The organism is Streptomyces sp. NPDC055966 (assembly GCF_042269865.1).
Lineage (GTDB): Bacteria > Actinomycetota > Actinomycetes > Streptomycetales > Streptomycetaceae > Streptomyces.
In genome coordinates this window covers 1-18,938 of sequence record NZ_JBHJYK010000004.1, presented here as the reverse complement: position 1 = coordinate 18,938, position 18,938 = coordinate 1, and the positions used below count along the sequence as shown (strand labels likewise).

Annotated in this window: 11 protein-coding genes; 6 read left to right on the top strand and 5 right to left on the bottom strand. The window is 74.2% G+C overall.

What is annotated here, in order from left to right; genetic code table 11:
- Positions 1-201: 201 nt before the first annotated feature.
- Together lhgO and ACFC8N_RS09735 are read right to left on the bottom strand one after the other, a co-directional pair.
- Positions 202-1,422 (bottom strand): L-2-hydroxyglutarate oxidase, encoded by a 1,221-nt coding sequence (gene lhgO, locus ACFC8N_RS09740; protein WP_356029955.1) that lies wholly within the window; start codon positions 1,420-1,422, stop codon positions 202-204.
- Positions 1,423-1,491: 69 nt separating this feature from the next.
- Positions 1,492-2,916: an MFS transporter gene (locus tag ACFC8N_RS09735; RefSeq protein WP_356029956.1), complete on the bottom strand. Its 1,425-nt coding sequence runs from the start codon at positions 2,914-2,916 to the stop codon at positions 1,492-1,494.
- Between the two features lie 689 nt (positions 2,917-3,605).
- Between ACFC8N_RS09735 and ACFC8N_RS09730 the strand changes: the two genes are divergently transcribed.
- Complete coding sequence (locus ACFC8N_RS09730; protein ID WP_356029957.1) at positions 3,606-5,681, top strand: asparagine synthase-related protein; 2,076 nt, start codon at positions 3,606-3,608, stop codon at positions 5,679-5,681.
- Positions 5,682-5,845: 164 nt separating this feature from the next.
- On the top strand, positions 5,846-9,169 hold the full coding sequence (locus tag ACFC8N_RS09725; protein ID WP_376287769.1) for a BTAD domain-containing putative transcriptional regulator: 3,324 nt from the start codon (positions 5,846-5,848) through the stop codon (positions 9,167-9,169).
- 26 nt (positions 9,170-9,195) lie between these two features.
- Here ACFC8N_RS09725 and ACFC8N_RS09720 read toward each other — a convergent pair whose 3' ends face one another.
- A complete protein-coding gene (locus ACFC8N_RS09720) occupies positions 9,196-11,106 on the bottom strand; it encodes a sigma-70 family RNA polymerase sigma factor (RefSeq protein WP_376287767.1) in 1,911 nt (636 codons plus the stop codon).
- A 215-nt stretch (positions 11,107-11,321) separates the two neighbouring features.
- Positions 11,322-12,107: a helix-turn-helix domain-containing protein gene (locus tag ACFC8N_RS09715; protein ID WP_362823521.1), complete on the bottom strand. Its 786-nt coding sequence runs from the start codon at positions 12,105-12,107 to the stop codon at positions 11,322-11,324.
- Between the two features lie 378 nt (positions 12,108-12,485).
- Here ACFC8N_RS09715 and ACFC8N_RS09710 point away from each other — a divergent pair, with 378 nt between their 5' ends.
- From ACFC8N_RS09710 to ACFC8N_RS09700, 3 genes are all read left to right on the top strand, one after another.
- Positions 12,486-13,865 (top strand): NAD(P)/FAD-dependent oxidoreductase, encoded by a 1,380-nt coding sequence (locus ACFC8N_RS09710; RefSeq protein WP_376287765.1) that lies wholly within the window; start codon positions 12,486-12,488, stop codon positions 13,863-13,865.
- Positions 13,866-14,024: 159 nt separating this feature from the next.
- A complete protein-coding gene (locus ACFC8N_RS09705) occupies positions 14,025-15,695 on the top strand; it encodes a SpoIIE family protein phosphatase (protein WP_376287763.1) in 1,671 nt (556 codons plus the stop codon).
- 3 nt (positions 15,696-15,698) lie between these two features.
- A complete protein-coding gene (locus ACFC8N_RS09700; protein WP_376287761.1) occupies positions 15,699-16,517 on the top strand; it encodes a class I SAM-dependent methyltransferase in 819 nt (272 codons plus the stop codon).
- Positions 16,518-16,582: 65 nt separating this feature from the next.
- Here ACFC8N_RS09700 and ACFC8N_RS09695 read toward each other — a convergent pair whose 3' ends face one another.
- A complete protein-coding gene (locus ACFC8N_RS09695; protein ID WP_356029964.1) occupies positions 16,583-17,872 on the bottom strand; it encodes an MFS transporter in 1,290 nt (429 codons plus the stop codon).
- Positions 17,873-17,985: 113 nt separating this feature from the next.
- On the opposite strand from ACFC8N_RS09695, the gene ACFC8N_RS09690 reads away from it, so the two are divergent.
- Positions 17,986-18,534, top strand: a complete 549-nt coding sequence (locus tag ACFC8N_RS09690; protein WP_356029965.1) for a MarR family transcriptional regulator — start codon at positions 17,986-17,988, stop codon at positions 18,532-18,534.
- Positions 18,535-18,938 lie beyond the last annotated feature (404 nt).

The following is an 18,938-nucleotide window of genomic DNA, read 5'->3' as shown; positions in this document are numbered from 1 at the left end:
CGGCACGCCCCCGGTCGCCGAGGCCCGGCGCACCGGCTCCCGCCGCGGCCCGGATCCGAGGAGCCTGCCGGGGTCCCGCCCTGTCGCCCGGCCCGGCGGGCGCGTCCTCGTTCGGTGTGTGCGCGGCTCTCGTGTTTTCCCGGTTGAGGTGGCCGTCTGGGGCGGTCAGCGCCCTCGGCTCCCGTCCGGCCTGGGGTTTGCTCAGTCGACCGTGCCGAGCATGTCCAGCACGCGGCGTCCCACTTCCCGGCCGATGGGCAGGGAGGCGGTGGCCGCGGGGGAGGGTGCGTTCAGTACGTGGACGGCCCTCGCGCCCTCGCGGATGAGGAAGTCGTCGACCAGCGTCCCGTCCCGCAGCACCGCCTGCGCCCGCACCCCGGCCGGGGCACGCACCAGGTCCGCGGGCTCCGCCCCGGGCAGCAGTCTGCGCACGGCATCCAGGAACGCTCCCTTGGACACCGACCGCCGCAGCTCCCCGGCGCCGTATCTCCAGTGCTGCCGGGCGATCGCCCACGATCCCGGCCAGGCCACGGTGCCGGCCAGCTCCCGGGGCCGCACGACTCCCCAGCCGTATCCCTCCCGGGCCAGCGCCGGCACCGCGTTGGGCCCGATGTGCACGCCGCCGTCGATGCCCCGGGTCAGATGCACGCCGAGGAACGGGAACGCCGGGTCCGGCACCGGGTACACGAGGCCGCGCACCAGCTCGGGGCGCGCCAGCTCGTAGTACTCCCCGCGGAACGGCACGATCCGCACCTCGGGCTCGTCCCCGGTCAGCCGGGCCAGCTCGTCGCAGTGCAGTCCGGCGCAGTTCACCAGCACACGCGCCCGTACGACGTCGCCGGCCGCCGTGAGCACGGCCACGCCCCGCTCCGGGCGCCGGTCCACCCGCACGACCCGGGCGCCGTAGCGGATCTCGGCCCCCGAGGCGTGCGCGAGCTGCCGGGCGACGCCGACGTAGTCGCAGACGCCCGTCGTACCGACGTGTATGGCGGCGAGTCCGCGCACCTCCGGCTCGTACTCGGTGATCTGCGCGGGGCCCAGCTCGCGGACCGGGATGCCGTTCTCCCGGCCGCGCTGCACGAGTGCGTGCAGCCGCGGCAGCTCCTCGCGCTCGGTGGCGACGATCAGCTTGCCGGTGACGGCGTGCGCGATGCCGTACTCGGCGCAGAACTTCACCATCTCGGCCGCGCCCCGCACCGCGTACCGCGCCTTGAGGGAGCCCGGGCGGTAGTAGATCCCGCTGTGGATCACCCCGCTGTTGCGGCCCGTCTGGTGCCGGGCCGGGCCCGGCTCCTTCTCCAGCACGGTGACCCGCGTCCCCGGCGCGGCCCGCGTGATCGCATACGCGGTCGACAGCCCGACGATCCCCCCGCCGACCACGAGAACATCACAGTCGTACGCACCGACCGGCACCTGCACCACCTCCCACCTCGATAGTGCACTGCGCCACTGACAATGCCTTCAAACGCGGCAGGTGTCCGATGTCACGGCTCAGGCGGGCGCCATCAGCAGGGGCCGGGCCCTCTCCCGCAGCTCCACCACCCGCGGCTCGTCCCCGTAGGGCTCCAGCCGGTGCAGCAGATCCTTCACGTACTCGGTCGTCCGGGCCGAGGAGATCCGCCCGGCCACCTCCACGGCCCGCACGCCCTGCTCGCACGCCGCGTCGAGGTTCCCGGACTCCAACTCGGCGACGGCCGACACCACCAGCCGCAGCCCGTGCGAGCGCACGAACTCCTCCGTCGGCTTCGACAGGGCCTGTTCCGTGAACCGCCGCACCTGCCGAGGCGCCTTCAGATCGCGGTAGCACTCGGCGGCGTCGGCGGCAAAGCGGTCATAGCCGTAAAAACCGAGCCAGGACGGGTCGTTGTCGCCCTCGCGGGACCGCTCCAGCCATCCCTCCGCCGCCTTCAGCGCCGCCCCCGCGGCCTGTGCGTCCCCCGCGCGCGCGTGGGCCCGCGCCTCGACCAGCCGGAAGAAGCTCATCGTCCGCGCGGTCGCCAGCCCCCGGTTGCGCTCCAGGGCGGCCTGCGCCAGGTCGACGCCCTCGTCGCCGAAGCCGCGGTAGGTCGCCTGCAGCGACATGGAGGCGAGGACGTAGCCCCCGAGGGGGACGTCCGCCGCCGCGCGGGCGAGGCGCAGCGCCTGGATGTAGTACCGCTGCGCTGCCTCCTGCTGGCCGGTGTCGAAGGCCATCCACCCGGCGAGGCGGGTCAGTTCGGCGGAGGCGCCGAACAGGGCGCGGCCCACTTCGTCGGAGTAGGCGCCGAGCAGCAGCGGCGCCGCCTCCACCCGCAGGCACTCCGGCACCATCGACGAACGCCAGTCACCGCCGCCGTACTTGGAGTCCCAGCGCCGGGCGTCCTCGGCGGCCTCCCGCAGCTTGCGCACATCGCTGTGGCCGACTTTGATCGGTGCGCCGGAGCCCTCGACGGAGCCCGCCTCGCGTGCGACCGAGGTGTCGGCGGGGGTTATCAGCCATCGTGAGGCAGGCGTTGCGTATGCGCTCACTGCGAACGATCCGGCGAGCGACTGCCAGATGCCGCCGGTGCCGGCCCGGCGCCCGGCGAGGTCGAGACGGTACAGCTCCGTCGCCGACTTCACCGCCTGTGCCACGTCCCGGGGGAAGGCGAGGCCGACTTCGGGAGCGGGATCCGCGTCCGCCAGGCCGATCTCGTGGAGCGGCACCGGACGGCCGAGCTTCTGCCCGATGGCGGCCGCGATGAGGTGCGGCGCGGCGCCCTGCGGCACCATGCCCTTCGACACCCAGCGCGCCACCGAGGTCTTGTCGTAGCGAAGAGTCAACCCGCGTTGGGCGCCAAGGTCGTTGACGCGTCGTGCGAGTCCTGCGTTGCTGATTCCCGCGAGGGCGAGAACGGCGCCGAGCTTTTCGTTCGGCCCGCGTTGCTCCCTGGACATGCGCCACCCCTCGACACAGACGGCTGCCGCGCTGGCATAACCACGCGGCATTCGTAAACCCAGCGTAGTTCGCCGCATCCCAAGCGTTAAGGGGCATTGTTCCGGATGGCGGGATTGTGGTCCGTACGGAAGCGCCGCCCTGCACGCACTGTGCACGGTCTGTCGCCGCGTGCCCCCGCGTGTGTGGCCGTGCGCCCGTCCGTGCGCTCTTCTCCGGCCATCGGGGGAGCGGTTCCATGGCTCTTGCGTGGGTCGGCCCGCTGTACTGGATCCAGTGGGCTGGGGGACACCGCCACCTTCATCCCCGCGGGTGGCGGACCGGTCCGGGAGGCGATGCCCGCCTCCCGGACTGTGCGCGTGCCCGCACCGCCGCCCGTTTCGCGCGCCTGTACGGAGCGTGCTCAACTCGGGCTTCGCTCTCCGTATTTGGCTGAAAATCGCCCCGGCCCGTCGCGGTGGATTCCTGCTCCGACCATGCAACTTGAGGGCGCGAAGGGCGTCTTGGGGGAGCGTACAGGGGGCGCATTCGAGTCGAGCTCACCACCCCCCTTCCTCGCCCCGCCGCCGAACTCCGCGCGCGTTTCCCTCGATCGAAGCCGGTGCCGCCGCCCCTCCACAGCGCGTCCTTCATGGCAGCATGGGGACCGGTTCGTACGGTGCACTGTTGTCCACAGCCTGTGGAGGCGTCGATGCGGTGGTTGGTGGGTTGGAGCAGCACCGCCGCGGGCATCGCCGGAATCGGCTCCGCGGGTGCCACCGGTTACGACGGCGAGACCCTGCACCCGGTCGGCTCCCACCTCCTGTGGGGCGACCCGGATCCGCTGTGGGCCGTCGGCGACTGGCGCCCGGACGAGGTGCGCGTGGTCAAGGCCGACGCGGACAACCGCATCGCCGTCCTCGGCATCTGCGGCGCCTCCGACGAGGAGCTGCGGCGCGCCCTGTTCACCGCGCGCGGGGGCGCACTCCGGCATCTGACCGCCTGGCCCGGCAGCTACACGGCCGTCGTCCAGGTCGGCCGGCGCATCACCGTCTGCGGCGACCTCGCGGGCGCGCGCCCGGTCTTCCACACCCCCTGGGCGGGCGGCACCGCCTACGCCACCGCCGCGCTGCCCCTCGCCGACCTCATCGAGGCCAACCTCGACTTCGGCCACCTCGCCGCCCTGCTCGCCGCCCCCGACGTACCGGCCGCACTGCGCGACACCACCCCGTACGAGGGCGTACGCCGTGTTCCGCCGGGGCACGCACTCGTGCTGCGCGCCGGAGCACGCGAGATCGCCGGGTACGAGCACGTCGCCTCGCTCGCCGTGGCCGCGCCCGCCGCCGACCCCGACCACGCCGTGGACGCCGTACGCGACGCCCTCGTCGAGGCGGTACGCGCGCGTCTGGCGGCACCGCGGCACGTGCCCGACCTCGATCCCGGGCCGGTGCCCGGCATGGGCCCGGCCGAGCGGCGGGCCCGGCGCGGGATGCCCGTGCCCGGCATCGGCGCCGACCTCTCCGGCGGCCCGGCCTCCGGCACCCTCGCCCTGCTGGCCGCCGGGCTGCCCGGCCGCCCCGGCACACTGCTCGGACACGGCACCGGCGCCGGCGAACGGCTCCTCGCCGTCACCTTCAACGACCTGGCCGTCGGCGGCCGCGAGGCCGAGGTGGAACGCGCCGGGGCCCTCGCCGCGAACCCCCGCCTGCACCACGTGGTGGTCACCGGCGCCGAGGAGACCCTGCCGTACGCCGACCTCGACGGCCCCCTCACCGACGAACCGGGGCCCGCCCTGGTCACCGCCGCCCGGCACCGCGCCCGCCTGGCCTCCGGCAGCGCCGACCACGTCACCGGACACGGCGCCCGGCAGGTCCTCGACGCCCACCCCGCCCGCCTCGCCGACCTCCTCATGGACCGCAAGCGGCGCCATCTGGTCCGCCCGGTCGCCGCGCTCGCCCGGGCCGACGGCTCGGTGATGGTCCCCGCGCGCGTGTACGGCGCGGCCCGGCGCCTCGCCCGCACGCCCTACCGGGCCGGGCTGGAGGCGCTGGCGGAGCGGCTGATGCGGCGCCGCTTCGACGAGCCCAAGGGGGCGGTCGGCGCGTCCCTCGCCGCGCTGACCTGGGCCAGACCGGGGCCGGCCGCCCGTTGGCTGACGGGAGAGGCGCTGGCCGAAGTATCGGTTCTGCTCCAGGCCGAGGCGGACCGCTCCGGAACCGGCGCGCTGCGCCCCGGCGAACACCGCGCGCGTGCCGCGCTCGCCCGCGGCGCCGCCGACCTGCGCGTCCTGGAACAGGCCGCCGAGATCCGCTCCCAGCGCCTGCACGCACCCTTCCTCGACAACCAGGTGGTCCGCGCCTGCCGCGCCCTCCCCGAGGCCCTGCGCGTCCAGCCTGGCGCACGCGCCTCGATCCTGCGCACCGTCCTGGAGGGCGCCGGCGTCACCGACCTCCCGCCCGGCTGGGGTGCCCCCTCCCACGCCTCCTCGGCGGCGGCCACCCGCGCGGGCCTGCGCATGGCGGCCGACCCTCTGCTGGACCTCTTCGCGACGCCGCTCCTGGCCGACGCCGGACTGGTGGAGGCCCGCGTGGTCCGCGAGGCCCTCCAGTCGGCGGCGGCAGGCGCCGCGCTCCCCCTGGACGGCCTGGCCGACCTGATCTCCCTGGAACTCTGGCTCCGCCGCCTGCTGTCGCGCCGAGGCACCTGCTGGACGGGAACACCGGCACGCGCGCGTGCGGTGCCCTCCGGGATCCAGCCGAGAAGGGGCGCTTTGGCCTCCGGCGCCTGAGCAGCGGGGCCGGGGGTGGTCCGGCCGTACGCCGCCTGCGACCCGGTGGGGGGCCGTTCGCGCAGTTCCCCGCGCCCCCGGGGCAGCCGCGGGGCAGGGAGTCGATCCGTGCCGCGCGCGAAACCCCCGTGCCCCGTGTCCCCCGACCCCGCGACAATGGCCCGATGCGGTACAGAATCCTGGGCGTAACCCAAGCAGAGGACGACCAGGGCACCCCCGTACCCCTCAGCGGCCGGCGTCTGCGCACGCTGCTCGCCGCCCTCGCGCTGCGCCCCGCCCGCACCGCCACCTCCGAGACCCTGATCGACGAGATCTGGGCGGACGACCCGCCCCAGGACGCCCCCGCCGCCCTCCAGGCGCTCGTCGGCCGCCTCCGCCGTGCCCTCGGCCGCCACACCGTCGTCTCCACCCCGGGCGGCTACCGCCTCGAAGCCACCGAGGACGACATCGACCTGCACGTCTTCGCCCGCCTGACCCGTACCGGCACCCAGGCCCTCGCCGCGGGCGACCCGGCCACCGCCCACCGCACCCTCACCGAGGCCCTCGCCCTCTGGCACGGCCCCGCGCTCGCCGACCTCCCCGACCGCACCGCGGCCACCCGTCCCGAGGCCCTGCGCCTGGAGGCGACCCGTGCCCGGGCCGCCGCCGCCCTCGACCTGGGCCGCGCCCCCGACGTCGTACCGGAACTGCGGGAACTGACCACGGCCCACCCCCTCGACGAGCCCCTGCACGCCCTCCTCGTCCGCGCCCTGCGCGACACGGGCCGCCCCGCCGACGCCCTCGCCGCCTACGAGTCCGCCCGCCGCGCCCTGGCCGACACCCTCGGCACCGACCCGGGCCCCGAACTCAGGTCCCTGCACGCCTCGTTGCTCGAACAGCCGGAGACACCACCGGCCTCAGCGGTGCCGGCCGACCCTGCCCGGCCCCCTGAGCGCACCGGCAACCTCCGCCCCCGTCTGACGTCCTTCGTCGGGCGGGAACCAGAACTCGCGGCCATTCGTTCCGACATGCACAGGGCCCGCCTGGTCACGCTCACCGGACCGGGCGGTTCGGGAAAGACCCGCCTCGCCGAGGAGGCCGCCGCAGGGCTGCCGCAGGCATGGCTGGTCGAGCTGGCCCCGCTCGACCACCCCGAGGCGGTCCCCGGCGCGGTGGTCAGCGCCCTCGGTCTGCGCGAGACCGTGCTGCTGACCAACGAGCTGACGACCCCGCAGGCCGACCCTGTCGCCCTGCTGATCGAGCACTGCGCGCAGCGCAGCCGACTCCTGATCCTTGACAACTGCGAGCATGTCATCGGCGCGGCGGCGGACCTCGCCGAGACCCTCCTCACCCACTGCCCCGGGCTCACGATCCTCGCGACCAGCCGTGAACCCCTGGGCGTCCCCGGCGAGTCGGTGCGCCCGGTCGAGCCCCTCGCCCCGGAGCAGGCGCACCGCCTCTTCGCCGAGCGCGCGAAGGCCGTCCGTCCCGACGCCGACGCGGCACTCGCCGACACCGGGGCCGTGGCGGAGATCTGCCGCCGTCTGGACGGGCTGCCGCTCGCCATCGAGCTGGCCGCGGCCCGGCTGCGGCTGCTGTCCCCGCGGCAGATCGCCGACCGGCTCGACGACCGCTTCCGCCTGCTCACCTCCGGAAGCCGTACGGTCCTGCCCCGCCAGCAGACCCTCCGCGCGGTCGTCGACTGGTCGTGGGACCTGCTGGACGAGCGCGAACGCACGCTGCTGCGCGAGGTGTCCGTGTTCGCCGGCGGCTGGGACCTCACGGCGGCCGAGGCGGTGTGCTCGGGCCCGGCGGCCGACCTGACGGGCGCCCTCGTGGACAAGTCCCTCGTCGTGGCCACGCCCACCGGCCCCGACGGCTCCGGCGGCATGCGCTACCGCATGCTGGAGACCATCCACGAGTACGCCACCGAGCGCGCCGCCGAGGTCCCCGGCCTGCGCGCCGCCGCCGAGCGCCGGCACCGCGCGTGGGTGCGCGCGCTGGTCGAGGAGGCCGACCCGCTGCTGCGCTCGGCGGCCCAACTGCCGTGGATCTCCCGCCTGGAGACCGAGCTGGACAACGTCCGGGCGGCACTGGACCGCGCGGTGCGCGTCGGCGACGAGGCGGAGGCGGGCGCGATCGCCCTCGCCATGGGCTGGTTCTGGTGGCTGCGCAACCACCGCCAGGAGGCGGTCGCCCGGGTCCACCTGGTCCTGCGCCTGGGCGTGGCCCTGGACACCCTCGCGGCGCCCGGCATGTCCGACGCCCCGCGCACGGGCGGCGCACTGGCCGGGCTCGTGGAGGCGGCCGACCCGGTCGGGGCGTTCGTCGCCGCCCCGGACGGCGAGGCCGGGCATCCGCTGCGCGAGCTGCGGTCGGACCTGCGGATGCTCTACCTGTTCCTGACCTCCGAGTCCGGTGCGGGGCTCCACCTCGCGGCGGACCCGCGCGCCCCGCAGTACGTCGCGCGCGTACGGGCCGCCTACGAGCACGGCGGCCCCCAGGCGGCGCGGCTCCCCGGCATCGTCTGGCCGCTGACCGCCTACTACCTGGGCGGCCCGGCGGACGTCGGCCCGGACATGGCCGCCGCCGTCGCCAACTGCCGCAGATACGGCGGCGACTGGGAGATCGGCGTCGCCCTGATGTACCGCACCCACGTGACCGTCGACTCCCCGGGCAACCTGCGGGGCGTGGACGAGGACCTGGCCGAGCTGCGCACGCTCAGCCGGCGTGTCGGGGACCGCTGGATGCGGGCCCAGGTGTGCAGCGCGGCGGGCGAGGCGGCCATGGCGCGCGGCCGGTTCGAGGAGGCCCGCGGCGAGTACGAGGAGGCGCTGCGCCTCGCCCACGAGGTGGGCGCCCACGCCGAGGCGCCGTTCCTGATGGCGCGGCTCGCCGAGATCGCCTACCGCTCGGGCGACCCGAAGACCGCGCTGACCGCCCTGGAGGAGGCGGAAGCGGCCGCCGACCGGTACACGGTGCGCGAGCCGAAGGCCTTCGTGCTGCTGCTGCGGGCCCAGATCGCCCTGCGCGAGGGGCAGACGGCCTGCGGCCGCGCGCTGTACGAGGCGAGCTGTGAGGCGGCGCGCGGAGGCACCCCGCCACCGCAGTTCGCGGCGGGGCTGCGGATGGTCGAGGCGCTCGTCGTCGCCGCCGAGTCGGGCCCCGCGCACGGGCTGCCGATCCTCGCCGAGGCGCTGCGCGAGGCCGTGGCCCAGCGGTGCGCCGAGGCGATCACGGCGGGCCTGGTCGACACCGCCGCCGGTCTGCTGGCCCGGCACGGCGATCTGCCGCGCGCGATCCGGCTGTACGCCGCCGCGGACCGCTGGCGCGCCGGCACCCGGCGCCCCGAGCCGGAGCACATCGAGGCCGCCCGGGTGCACGCCGGCGCCCGCGCGGCCCTGCCCGCCGACCGCTACGCGGCAGAGCGCACCCTGGGCGCGTCCCTCGGCGTGGCCGAGGTGCTGCGCGAACTGACCACCGCGGAGCCGCCGGTCGAGAGCCGCTGAGGACCACGACCGGCGGACGGGCAGGGCTACCGGCAGGTGAACCGGGACTGTGCCCAGTCCGCGAGCGCCGCCTGGTCGAAGACGTTGCTGTGCGGCTCCACGACGAGCCGTACGGTTGTGCGCCCGGTCAGGTCCACATGGACGGGGACGGCCTGGTCGCGCCCCTTGACCATGCCGGACCGCCACAGCCGGACCCCGTCGGCGTACACCGAGAACGACACCTTGCCGAGGCCGAGCGTCATGTCGTCCACACCGGCCTGCGCGTCGTACGCGGTGCACTGCCGGTTCAGGGTGATGGTGACGGAGGACTCGCCGTTCACGGTGACCCCGCGCGCGTACCGCACGCCGCCGATCGACATGCCGTAGCGCTGCCACACCCAGCTGCTCTCGCCGAGCCGGATCTCGGGCCGGGTGCCGTCGCCGTCGACGTCGTAGCTCAGCTCGTTCATCTCGTAGACGGTGGGCGCCAGCGGTGGAGTGGGCGTCGGGGTCGGTGTCGGCGTGGGCCTCGGCGAAGGCGTCGGAGTCGGAGTCGGTGTGGGCTTCGGCCTGGGGGCCGGCGTGGGCGTGGGCTTCGGCGTGGGGGTCGGTGTCGGGGTCGGTTCGGCGGCGGGCACGACCGGCGGCGGGGCCGGCGTGTGCCTCGACGGGGTCGGCCGCGGCGCCGGAGGCCGTACGGCCGGCGCGGACGGCGCCGGTCTCGCGATCTCCTTGGTCGGCGGGTGGCTGTCGTTGGCCAGGGCCAGCGCCACCGCGGCGGCGGCCACCGCGACGACACCGGCCGCGATCCCCGCCTTCACCGGCGCCCCGAGCCCCTCCGACGCCGCGGCCCCGCCCGCGCCGCCCGCCCCGCCGGACGAGCCGGTGGCCGCGGCGGCGACCCCGGCGGCCCCGGCCGAGGCGCTGCCGGCCACGATGCCGAGCGCCTTGGCGTACCCGGCGGTGGCGAACCAGCCGATGACCGCGACCGGGACGACACCGGGGATGCCGCTCGCGACCTCTTCGATCTGCGCGGCGGCCAGCCGGCACTTGGCGCACTCCTCCAGGTGCTTGCGCAGCCCCCGCTCGGCGCGGATGCGCAGCTTGCGGCGGGCGTACGTGCCGAGCTGGTCGGCGTAGCGGGCGCACTCCTCGTCACCGGCGAGGGTGGCGCTGACGTGGGCCTGGAGATAGGCCTGCTTCAGCCCCTCGCGCGCGCGGCTGGCGAGCACCCGGGTGCCGTTGGCGTCCAGCCCGAAGAGCACGGCCACCTCGCTCGGGGACTCGTCCTCCACCTCGGTGTGCCACAGCACGGCCTGCCAGCGCTCGGGCAGCGAGCGGAACGCCCGCATGGCCATGGACTGTTCGGCCTCCCGCATGGCGCGCACGTCGGCGCCCAGGTCCAGGCCCGCGCCGAAGGAGCCGATGGACGAGGCGTCGTCCGGCACCTCGGACGCGCGCGAGGCGTGCTGGGCGAAGACGGCGAAGTCGTCGACGAGGTGCTCACGCCGGGCGGACTTGGTCCAGTTCGCGGCGACGCGGCGTACGGAGGTGAGCAGGTAGGCCCGTACGGCGTGCTCGGGCCCGGCCCCGCCGCGCACGGCCTGCAGCATGCGGGCGAAGACCTCGGCGGTGAGGTCGTCCGCGGTGTGCCCGTCGCGGCAGCAGGTCCGCGCGTAACGCCGTACGGCATCGGCGTGCCGCCGGTACAGCTCCTCGTACGCGGAGTCGTCGCCCCCGCGCATCCGCTCGATCAGCTCGGCGTCGCCCGGCGGCATCCCCCGGGGCGGCGGCAGGACGCTGCCCTCACGCTGGGCCGGCACGCTCCCGGCGGCGGTGCGACCGCCCCGGCTCGGACCGCCCTGGCTCGGTACCTGGGGCGGGGTCTCCGCAGTGGTCTCCGCGGCCGCCGCGCCCGCGTCGTCACCGCGTGACTCGTCCTGCCCCTCAACGCCCATCGCGGAAAGCCCCCGACGCCGGCCCAGCCCAAACCGTCACCGGCACAGAGTGCCACACTGTCTTTTGTTCAACGACCCCCGTGCACGGCATCCACTCATCCGAGGGGCATGGTCAACCCGCCCCCTCGAACATCATCCGAACGGGCGAACCCGACGCGCCCGCACCCGCCCGTGAAACCGTCACGGGCGGGTGCGGGCGGCCGAACGCAACCGATCTACGCGGGCCGCGACCGCAGCCCCTCCAGCAGGATGTCCAGCAGCCGCGCCGACGCCGCCGCCTGCTGCGCGGCATCCGGCAGGGACGGTGCCGCCGTGGCGATCACGAGCAGTACGTCCCCGACGGACACGTCCGCCCGCAGCTCGCCCGCGGCCCGGGCCCGGTCGACCAGCCGGCCGACCACGTCGAGCAGTGCGCCGACCCCGCCGTCGTCGGACCCGCCGGCTCCCGCGGACTGCCCGGACACCAGCCGCAGTTCACCGGAGGCCGGCTGCACCCGCTGCTGCGGCACCCGCGGCTCCTCGGCAGGGCCTGCGGAAGCGCCCCCCTCGGCCGAACCGGCGGAGCCGGCGAGCACCTGCGGCGGCAGCAGCCGCCCCGCCCCGGACGCCACCGACGTCCGCAGGAAGCGGGACAGCGCCGACCACGGCTCGTCCTCCTGCCCGAGCGCGGTGCGCGCCTGATCGGTCAGGCGCGCGGTCTCCTCCTCGGCTATCCGCCGGACCAGTACGTCCTTGCTGGGAAAGCGCCGGTACACCGTGCCGACACCGACCCGCGCGCGCCGCGCCACGTCCTCCATCGGCGCGCCGTAGCCCAGCTCGCCGAAGACCTCGCGCGCCGCACGCAGCACGTGCTCCAGATTGCGCTGTGCGTCCACGCGCAGCGGTGTCGTACGCGACGCGTCCGCGCGTCCGTTGCCCACCGCGGCGCTCACCGCCCCGCCGCCGGGTGCGACGACGGCTGCGGTTGCCGATGACCAATGATGCGTGTCCTGAACATGCATGTTTTTCCCCCGGTAAATGACGTCTCCCCCCGGAGACTCCCCGTCACTGCATCCGGAGTGCGCGGAACCCACTTCGATCTCGACCGGGTCCGCCCGTCGCGAGCCCCGTTCGAGCACATTCCCTACACCCCGTCGACACACGAACATAGTTGAGAGGGAGTCAATTCAGAAGGGGCAGGTTCCGCTCGTCGCGCCCCCCGATCGGAGTACGCGTCATATCCGCCCCGATTCCCCACCTTCGCACACTGTGACCCGCCCCCGCTGACCTGCCCCCTTTCGTCCACCCCGGCGACCGCCCCCGGCGCACCGCACACGCGCCCGCCGGTCACACAAATTGCCGGGACTGTGGACAAACAACAGCGCCGGGTGCGTCATGGGATGGTGAAGGAACGTGCGCGCATTCTGGTTGTCGGCGGTGGCTACGTCGGGATGTACACGGCCCTGCGCCTCCAGCGGAAGCTGAAGGCCGAGCTCAGGCGCGGTGAGGTCGAGATCACCGTCGTCACGCCCGATCCCTACATGACGTACCAGCCCTTCCTCCCCGAAGCGGCCGCCGGTTCGATTTCCCCTCGCCATGTCGTCGTACCGCTGCGCCGCGTCCTGCGCCAGTGCCATGTCGTCGTCGGCGAGGTGATCTCCGTCGACCACGCGGTGCGCACCGCCGCGGTCTCCACGCCCGCCACCACCGAGGAGGGCACGGCGGCCGACCTCCTCGCGTACGACGAGATCGTCCTCGCCCCCGGTTCCGTCTCCCGCACGCTGCCCGTGCCCGGCCTCGCCGAGTACGGCATCGGTTTCAAGACCGTCGAAGAGGCCATCGGCCTGCGCAACCACGTCCTCGAACAGCTGGACATCGCCTCCTCCACCCGCGACCCCGCGATCCGCGACGCCGCCCTGACCTTCGTCTTCCTCGGCGGCGGCTACGCCGGCGTCGAGGCGCTCGCCGAACTGGAGGACATGGCCCGCTACGCCGTGCGCTACTACCACAACGTCCGCCCCGAGGACATGAGATGGATCCTCGTGGAGGCCTCCGACCGCGTCCTCCCCGAGGTCGGCGCCGAGCTGGGCCGCTACACCGTCACCCAGCTGCGCCGCCGCAACATCCAGGTGCTGCTCGAAACCCGCCTGGACTCCTGCGCCGACCGCGTCGCCGTCCTCAGCGACGGCCAGCGCTTCCCGACCCGTACGGTCGTGTGGACCGCCGGCGTCAAACCGCACCCCGTGCTCGCCGCCACCGACCTGCCGCTGACCGCGCGCGGCCGCCTGAAGTGCACGGCCGAGCTGACCGTGGACGGCGCGGCGCACGCCTGGGGCGCCGGCGACGCGGCGGCCGTCCCCGACGTCACCGCCGCCGAACCCGGCACCGACACCGCCCCCAACGCCCAGCACGCCGTCCGCCAGGCCCGCACCCTCGGCGACAACATCGCCCACGCGCTGCGCGGCGAGCCCCTGGAGACGTACGCGCACCGGTACGTCGGCTCGGTCGCCTCCCTCGGCTTCCACAAGGGCGTCGCCCAGGTCTACGGGCGCAGGCTGAAGGGCTACCCTGCCTGGTTCATGCACCGCGTCTACCACCTCAGCAGGGTGCCCACCTTCAACCGAAAGGCCCGCGTGCTGGCGGAATGGACCCTCGCAGGGCTCTTCAAACGGGAGATCGTCTCGCTCGGTTCGCTCGAACATCCCCGAGCGGAGTTCGAACTCGCGGCCGGTGGAAAGCCTCCTCACAATCCCTCGGACGACCCGTTGGGGTCGTCCTGACCGGACCCAGGAACTCCACGGCCCGCTCCGGCGTCTGACGGATGTCGCCGCGGCCCGCCCCCGCAAGACCCTGCGCTCCCGACAAGACCCTGCCAGACTGCCCCACGTCCGCGGACGGTTCACCCGCCCGCCCACAGCACCCACGAGGCTCTTCCCACAGTGAACTTCACGCGCTGGAGCGCCCGGCTCCCCGGAACGCAGCGCCGCGCCGCCGCGCGGACCGAGACCCCGGTCCCCACGGACCGGCGGGGAGAAGGCTCGGTGCCCGCGGCCCGCGCCGAGCAGTCGGCCGACGGCACAACCCCGGTGCCTGCCGTCGACGAACTGCCCGCGCGCGACGTCCTCGACCGCGTCCCCGCACTCGTCGCCCTCGTGCACGGCCCGGACCACCACCTCGCGTACGTCAACGGCGCGTACACCGCGGCCTTCGGCGCACGACCGGCGGGCGCGCCCGCGCGGGAGGCGCTGCCGGAGCTGGCCGAGCTGGGCCTGCTCCCGCTCCTCGACCAGGTGCTGCGCAGCGGCAAGCCCCGCACCCTGAAGTCCCGCAAGGCCGTCGACGGCCGGTCGTACACCTTCACGTGCACCCCCGTCGCCGAGGACGGCGACCGCGACGGCGGCGTGCTGGTCTTCGCCACCGACGTCACCGACCACGCCGAGGCCGCCGAACGCCTGCGCGCCAGCGAACGCCGCCAGCGCGAGACCGCCGTCACCCTCCAGCGCTCCCTGCTCCCACAGGAACTGGAACAACCCGACGACCTGCGCATCGCCGCCACCTACCAGCCCGGCGGCACCGAGGCCGCGGTCGGCGGCGACTGGTACGACGTCATCACCCTCGGCGGCGGCCGCACGGCCCTCGTCATCGGCGACGTCATGGGCCGGGGCGTGCGCGCGGCGGCGGTCATGGGCCAACTCAGGACAGCCGTCCGGGCGTACGCCCGCCTCGACCTGCCGCCGCACGAGGTGCTCCAGCTGCTGGACGGCCTGGCCGCCGAGATCGACGCCAACCAGATCGCCACCTGCGCCTACGCCGTCCACGACCCCAACGAGGGCCGGCTGGTGTACGCCTCCGCGGGCCACCTCCCGATCCTCGTCCGCGACGAGAACGGCTCGGTCTCCCGCGCCGACGAACCCACCGGCCCGCCGCTCGGCACCGGCGGCTGGATGCACGCGTCGGGTTCGATCGCGCTCGGCCCCGGATCGACGGCCGTCCTCTACACGGACGGCCTGGTCGAACGCCGCGACGAGGACCTGGACGAGGGCATCGCGGCACTCGAACGCGCCCTCGCGGGCGCCACCGGCACCCCGCAGGTCGTCTGCGACCGCCTGGTCCGCTCGGCCGGCGTCACCGCCGACCACGACGACGACGTCGCGGTCCTCGTCCTCCAGCACCCGGCCCGTACGGGCCCCGCAGGCGAACTCTTCCGCAACGCGGCCCTGGAACTCCTCGGCGGCGTGGAAGCGGCCCCACGCGCGCGTGCCTTCGCCTCCGGCGTCCTCACCAGCTGGCGCTTCCCTGCCGAACTGCACGACCTCGGCGTCCTCGCCACCAGCGAACTGGTCGCCAACTCCCTCCAGCACGGCACCCCGCCGATGCGCCTGCGCCTGCGCCGCACCGACCGCCGCCTGATCGTCGAGGTCACGGACGGCGACGACCACCTGCCCCGGCGCCGCCGCGCCGAACCGGCCGACGAGTCCGGCCGCGGCATCGCGATCGTCGCGACGATCGCCTCGAACTGGGGCTCGCGCCGCACTCCCGGCGGCGGCAAGGCGGTCTGGTGCGAATTCCTCCTGCCGAAGGGAAAACAGGGGACGCAGGGGAAGCACTGACCCATGGCAGACACGCCCCTGACGGACGTACACCGCGCGAGCCACGGCCCGGAGCAGTACGCCGCCTACAGCGCCCCGATCATGCGCCCCTTCGTGGCCGAGCTGCTGGACGCCGTGGACCTCGGCCCCGGCTCCACCGTCCTCGACCTCGCCTGCGGCACCGGCTTCGCCGCCCACGCGGCCGCCGCCCTCACCGGCCCCACCGGCCGCGTCTGCGGCGCCGACATCGACGAGGGCATGATCCGGGTGGCCCGGGAACAGCACCCCCGCCTCTACCCCGACATCGACTTCACGGTGGCCCCCGCCGACCTCCTCCCCTACGACACCGCCGCCTTCGACGCCGTCGTCTGCCAGCAGGGCACCCAGTTCTTCCCCGACCTCGGCGCCGCCTTCGCCGAGACGGCCCGCGTCACCCGCCCCACCGGCCGTTTCGCCACGACCGCCTGGGCCCCCGTCGACCGCCAGCCCTACTTCCTCGCCCAGCAGCGGGCCCTTGAGGAGTACGGCGGCCCCGACGCGCCGGGCTACTTCGCGCGGGCGTTCGCCCGCACCGCCGACCAGCTCACCGAGGCCCTCCGCACGGCCGGCTACCACGACACGGCCCACCGCGAGGTCACCTTCGCCATCACCCTGCCCCCGCTGGACACCTACGCCCCCGGCCACCTCACCGCCCTCTGGGGCGGCCTGATCACCCGGGCCGGCGGCAGGCGGGCCCTCACCGCCGCGGGCCGCCTGGTCCTGGACCAGCTCGCGGACCGCACCGCCCCCGACGGCACGGCGACGCTCCCCTTCACCGTGACGCTGGTGACGGCAACCCGCTGACCGGTACGCGCGACGGCCGCCACCCGAAGGCGACGGCCGTCGCGAACCGCTGCGGGACCGCGGGGCTACGCCTCCGCCGCCACCGGCTCTGCCGGCGCCCCGCCGCGCGTGACCACCCGGCTGCCCTGCGCCGACCACGGCCGGTCCTGCACCGTGGTGAGCCGCCGCCCGAGCCGCAGCGCCAGGAAGGTGATCCCGAGCGAGAACAGCAGGAACGTCACGATGTACGGCGCGTGCAGCGAGGCACCCATGGGCCCGCCCACCGCCGGACCGACGGCCAGCGCCAGCTGCTTGACCAGCGCGAACGCAGAGTTGTACTGCCCGGCCATGCCCTCCGGCGCCAGATCGGCGACCAGCGGCGCGACGGTCGGCGACAGCATCGCCTCACCCAGCCCGAAGAGCGCGTACGTCGAGACGAACGCGGCCGTGGCCATCTCCTGGCTGCTGTGCCCCAGCCCCGCGTACCCGGCCGCGACCCACGCCACGGCCCAGATCAGGCCTACCCCGGCGATCACGCGCGAGCGCCGACGCCGCTCGACGAACTTCAGCACGGCGAACTGGGCGACCACGATCATCAGCGTGTTCGCGGCCAGGGCGGTCCCCAGCGCGGACGTGGATATCCCGGCGGCCTCGACGCCATACGCGCTCAGACCGGACTCGAACTGGCCGTAGCAGGCGAAGAACAGCACGAAGCCGAGCACGCACAGCTGCACCATCGCCCGGTTCCCGAGCAACTGCTTCCAGCCGCCCTTCGCCGACGGCGCGGGCGCGTCCGTCAGCCGCGGCGCGTGCGGCATCCGCACCGTCGCCATCACCACGACCAGCAGCAGGAATATCGCCGCCTCGATCGCGAACAGCAGCGTGAACGAGGACACGCGCGTGGTGTCGACGAGATGGCCGCCGATCAGACCACCGACACCCAGCCCCAGGTTCTGCAGGAAGAACTGCATCGCGAACGCACGCGAGCGCGTGTCCGCCGTCGAGCAGTCCACGATCATCGTCGCCAGCGCCGGCTGCATCACGGCCTGCCCGGCCCCGAGCGCCGCGGCCGACAGCAGTACGGTCGTGGCGTTGCCCGCCAGCCCCAGGCTCAGTGCGCCGAGCGCGGCGGTGACCAGGGCGGCGAGCAGGACCGGCAGTGGGCCGCGCCGCACGATCGCCCGGCCGGCGAACGGCAGCACTATCAGCGCGGCCACGGCGAAGACGGCGAGGACGAGCCCCGCCGTCATCGACCCGAGGCCCCGCACCTGCGCCACATAGACGTACAGGTACGGGACCGTGAAGCCGAGCCCGAAAGCACTGAGTGCGTTACCCACGTGGATCCGGCGCATCGCTGCGCCCATCGCCCTGGTCACGTTCACCTCTCTCAACCACTGAGATCCGAAGAAGTTAGATCTGAAGACTTCGAAGCTAAAGACTACACAATCAAGGACTTCAAGGCAAAGGAGCTGCGTGCGATACTGCGGCCATGGCCGACACCCCCGGCGTCACAGAGCCGACCCTCGAAGAACAGATCGCCGCCTACCAGCGCGAGTTCCACGACCTCGACCCCCAGGTCGAGAAGATCGTCTCGGCACTGTCCCGGCTCAACCGCCGCATGAACGTCGCTTACGGCCGCCAGACCTCGGCCCTCGGCATCAGCAACGCCGAGTGGGAGGTCCTCAAGGCCCTCGTCCTCTCCGGCGTGCCCTATCGCATGGGCCCCAGCGACCTCGCCAAGCGCCTCGGCCTCACGCCGGCCGCGATGACCCACCGGATCGACCGCATGGTCGCCGAGGGGCTCGTCACCCGGGAGCGTGACGAGTCGAACCGCGTCCGGGTGATCGTCGAGCTGACCCCCGAGGGCCGCGAGAAGTGGCTGGAGGCCATGCGCCTGGCGACCGTCTTCGAGGAGGACCTGCTCCAGGACCTCACTCCCGCGGAGCGCGCGGTGCTGGGAGAGGTCCTCACCCGTCTGCTGCGCCGGGTGGAGCACGCCCAGCCGGACGCCGGCGGCCGCCTCACCGACCTGGACTGATGCCGCCCCGTCAGGGCCGCGGAAAAGATCTTGACAGCGAAGGTTGACGCTCGCCTGACGGATCCGTAAAGTTCTCCGGGTTGCCGCCGAGCCGTAACGGTTCTCCGGCAACACTCCGCCGCTTCGCGCGGCACCTCCTCACACCATCAGCACGATCTCCCGTCCGGGTCGATTTCGGCATGCCCGAATTCAATTCGAATGGAAGCCCGGCGCCCCGATTGGGAATCGCCGAGCGGATCCGCTAGGGTTTGAGACGTCGGAACGGCCCAACGGCCGGGAAGACAAGCCCCCCTGACTGGGAGTCAGACGCCGAAAGGATCTGATAGAGTCGGAACCGCCGGAAAGGGAAACGCGAAGCGAAAGCGGAGCGGGAACCTGGAAAGCACCGAGGAAATCGGATCGAG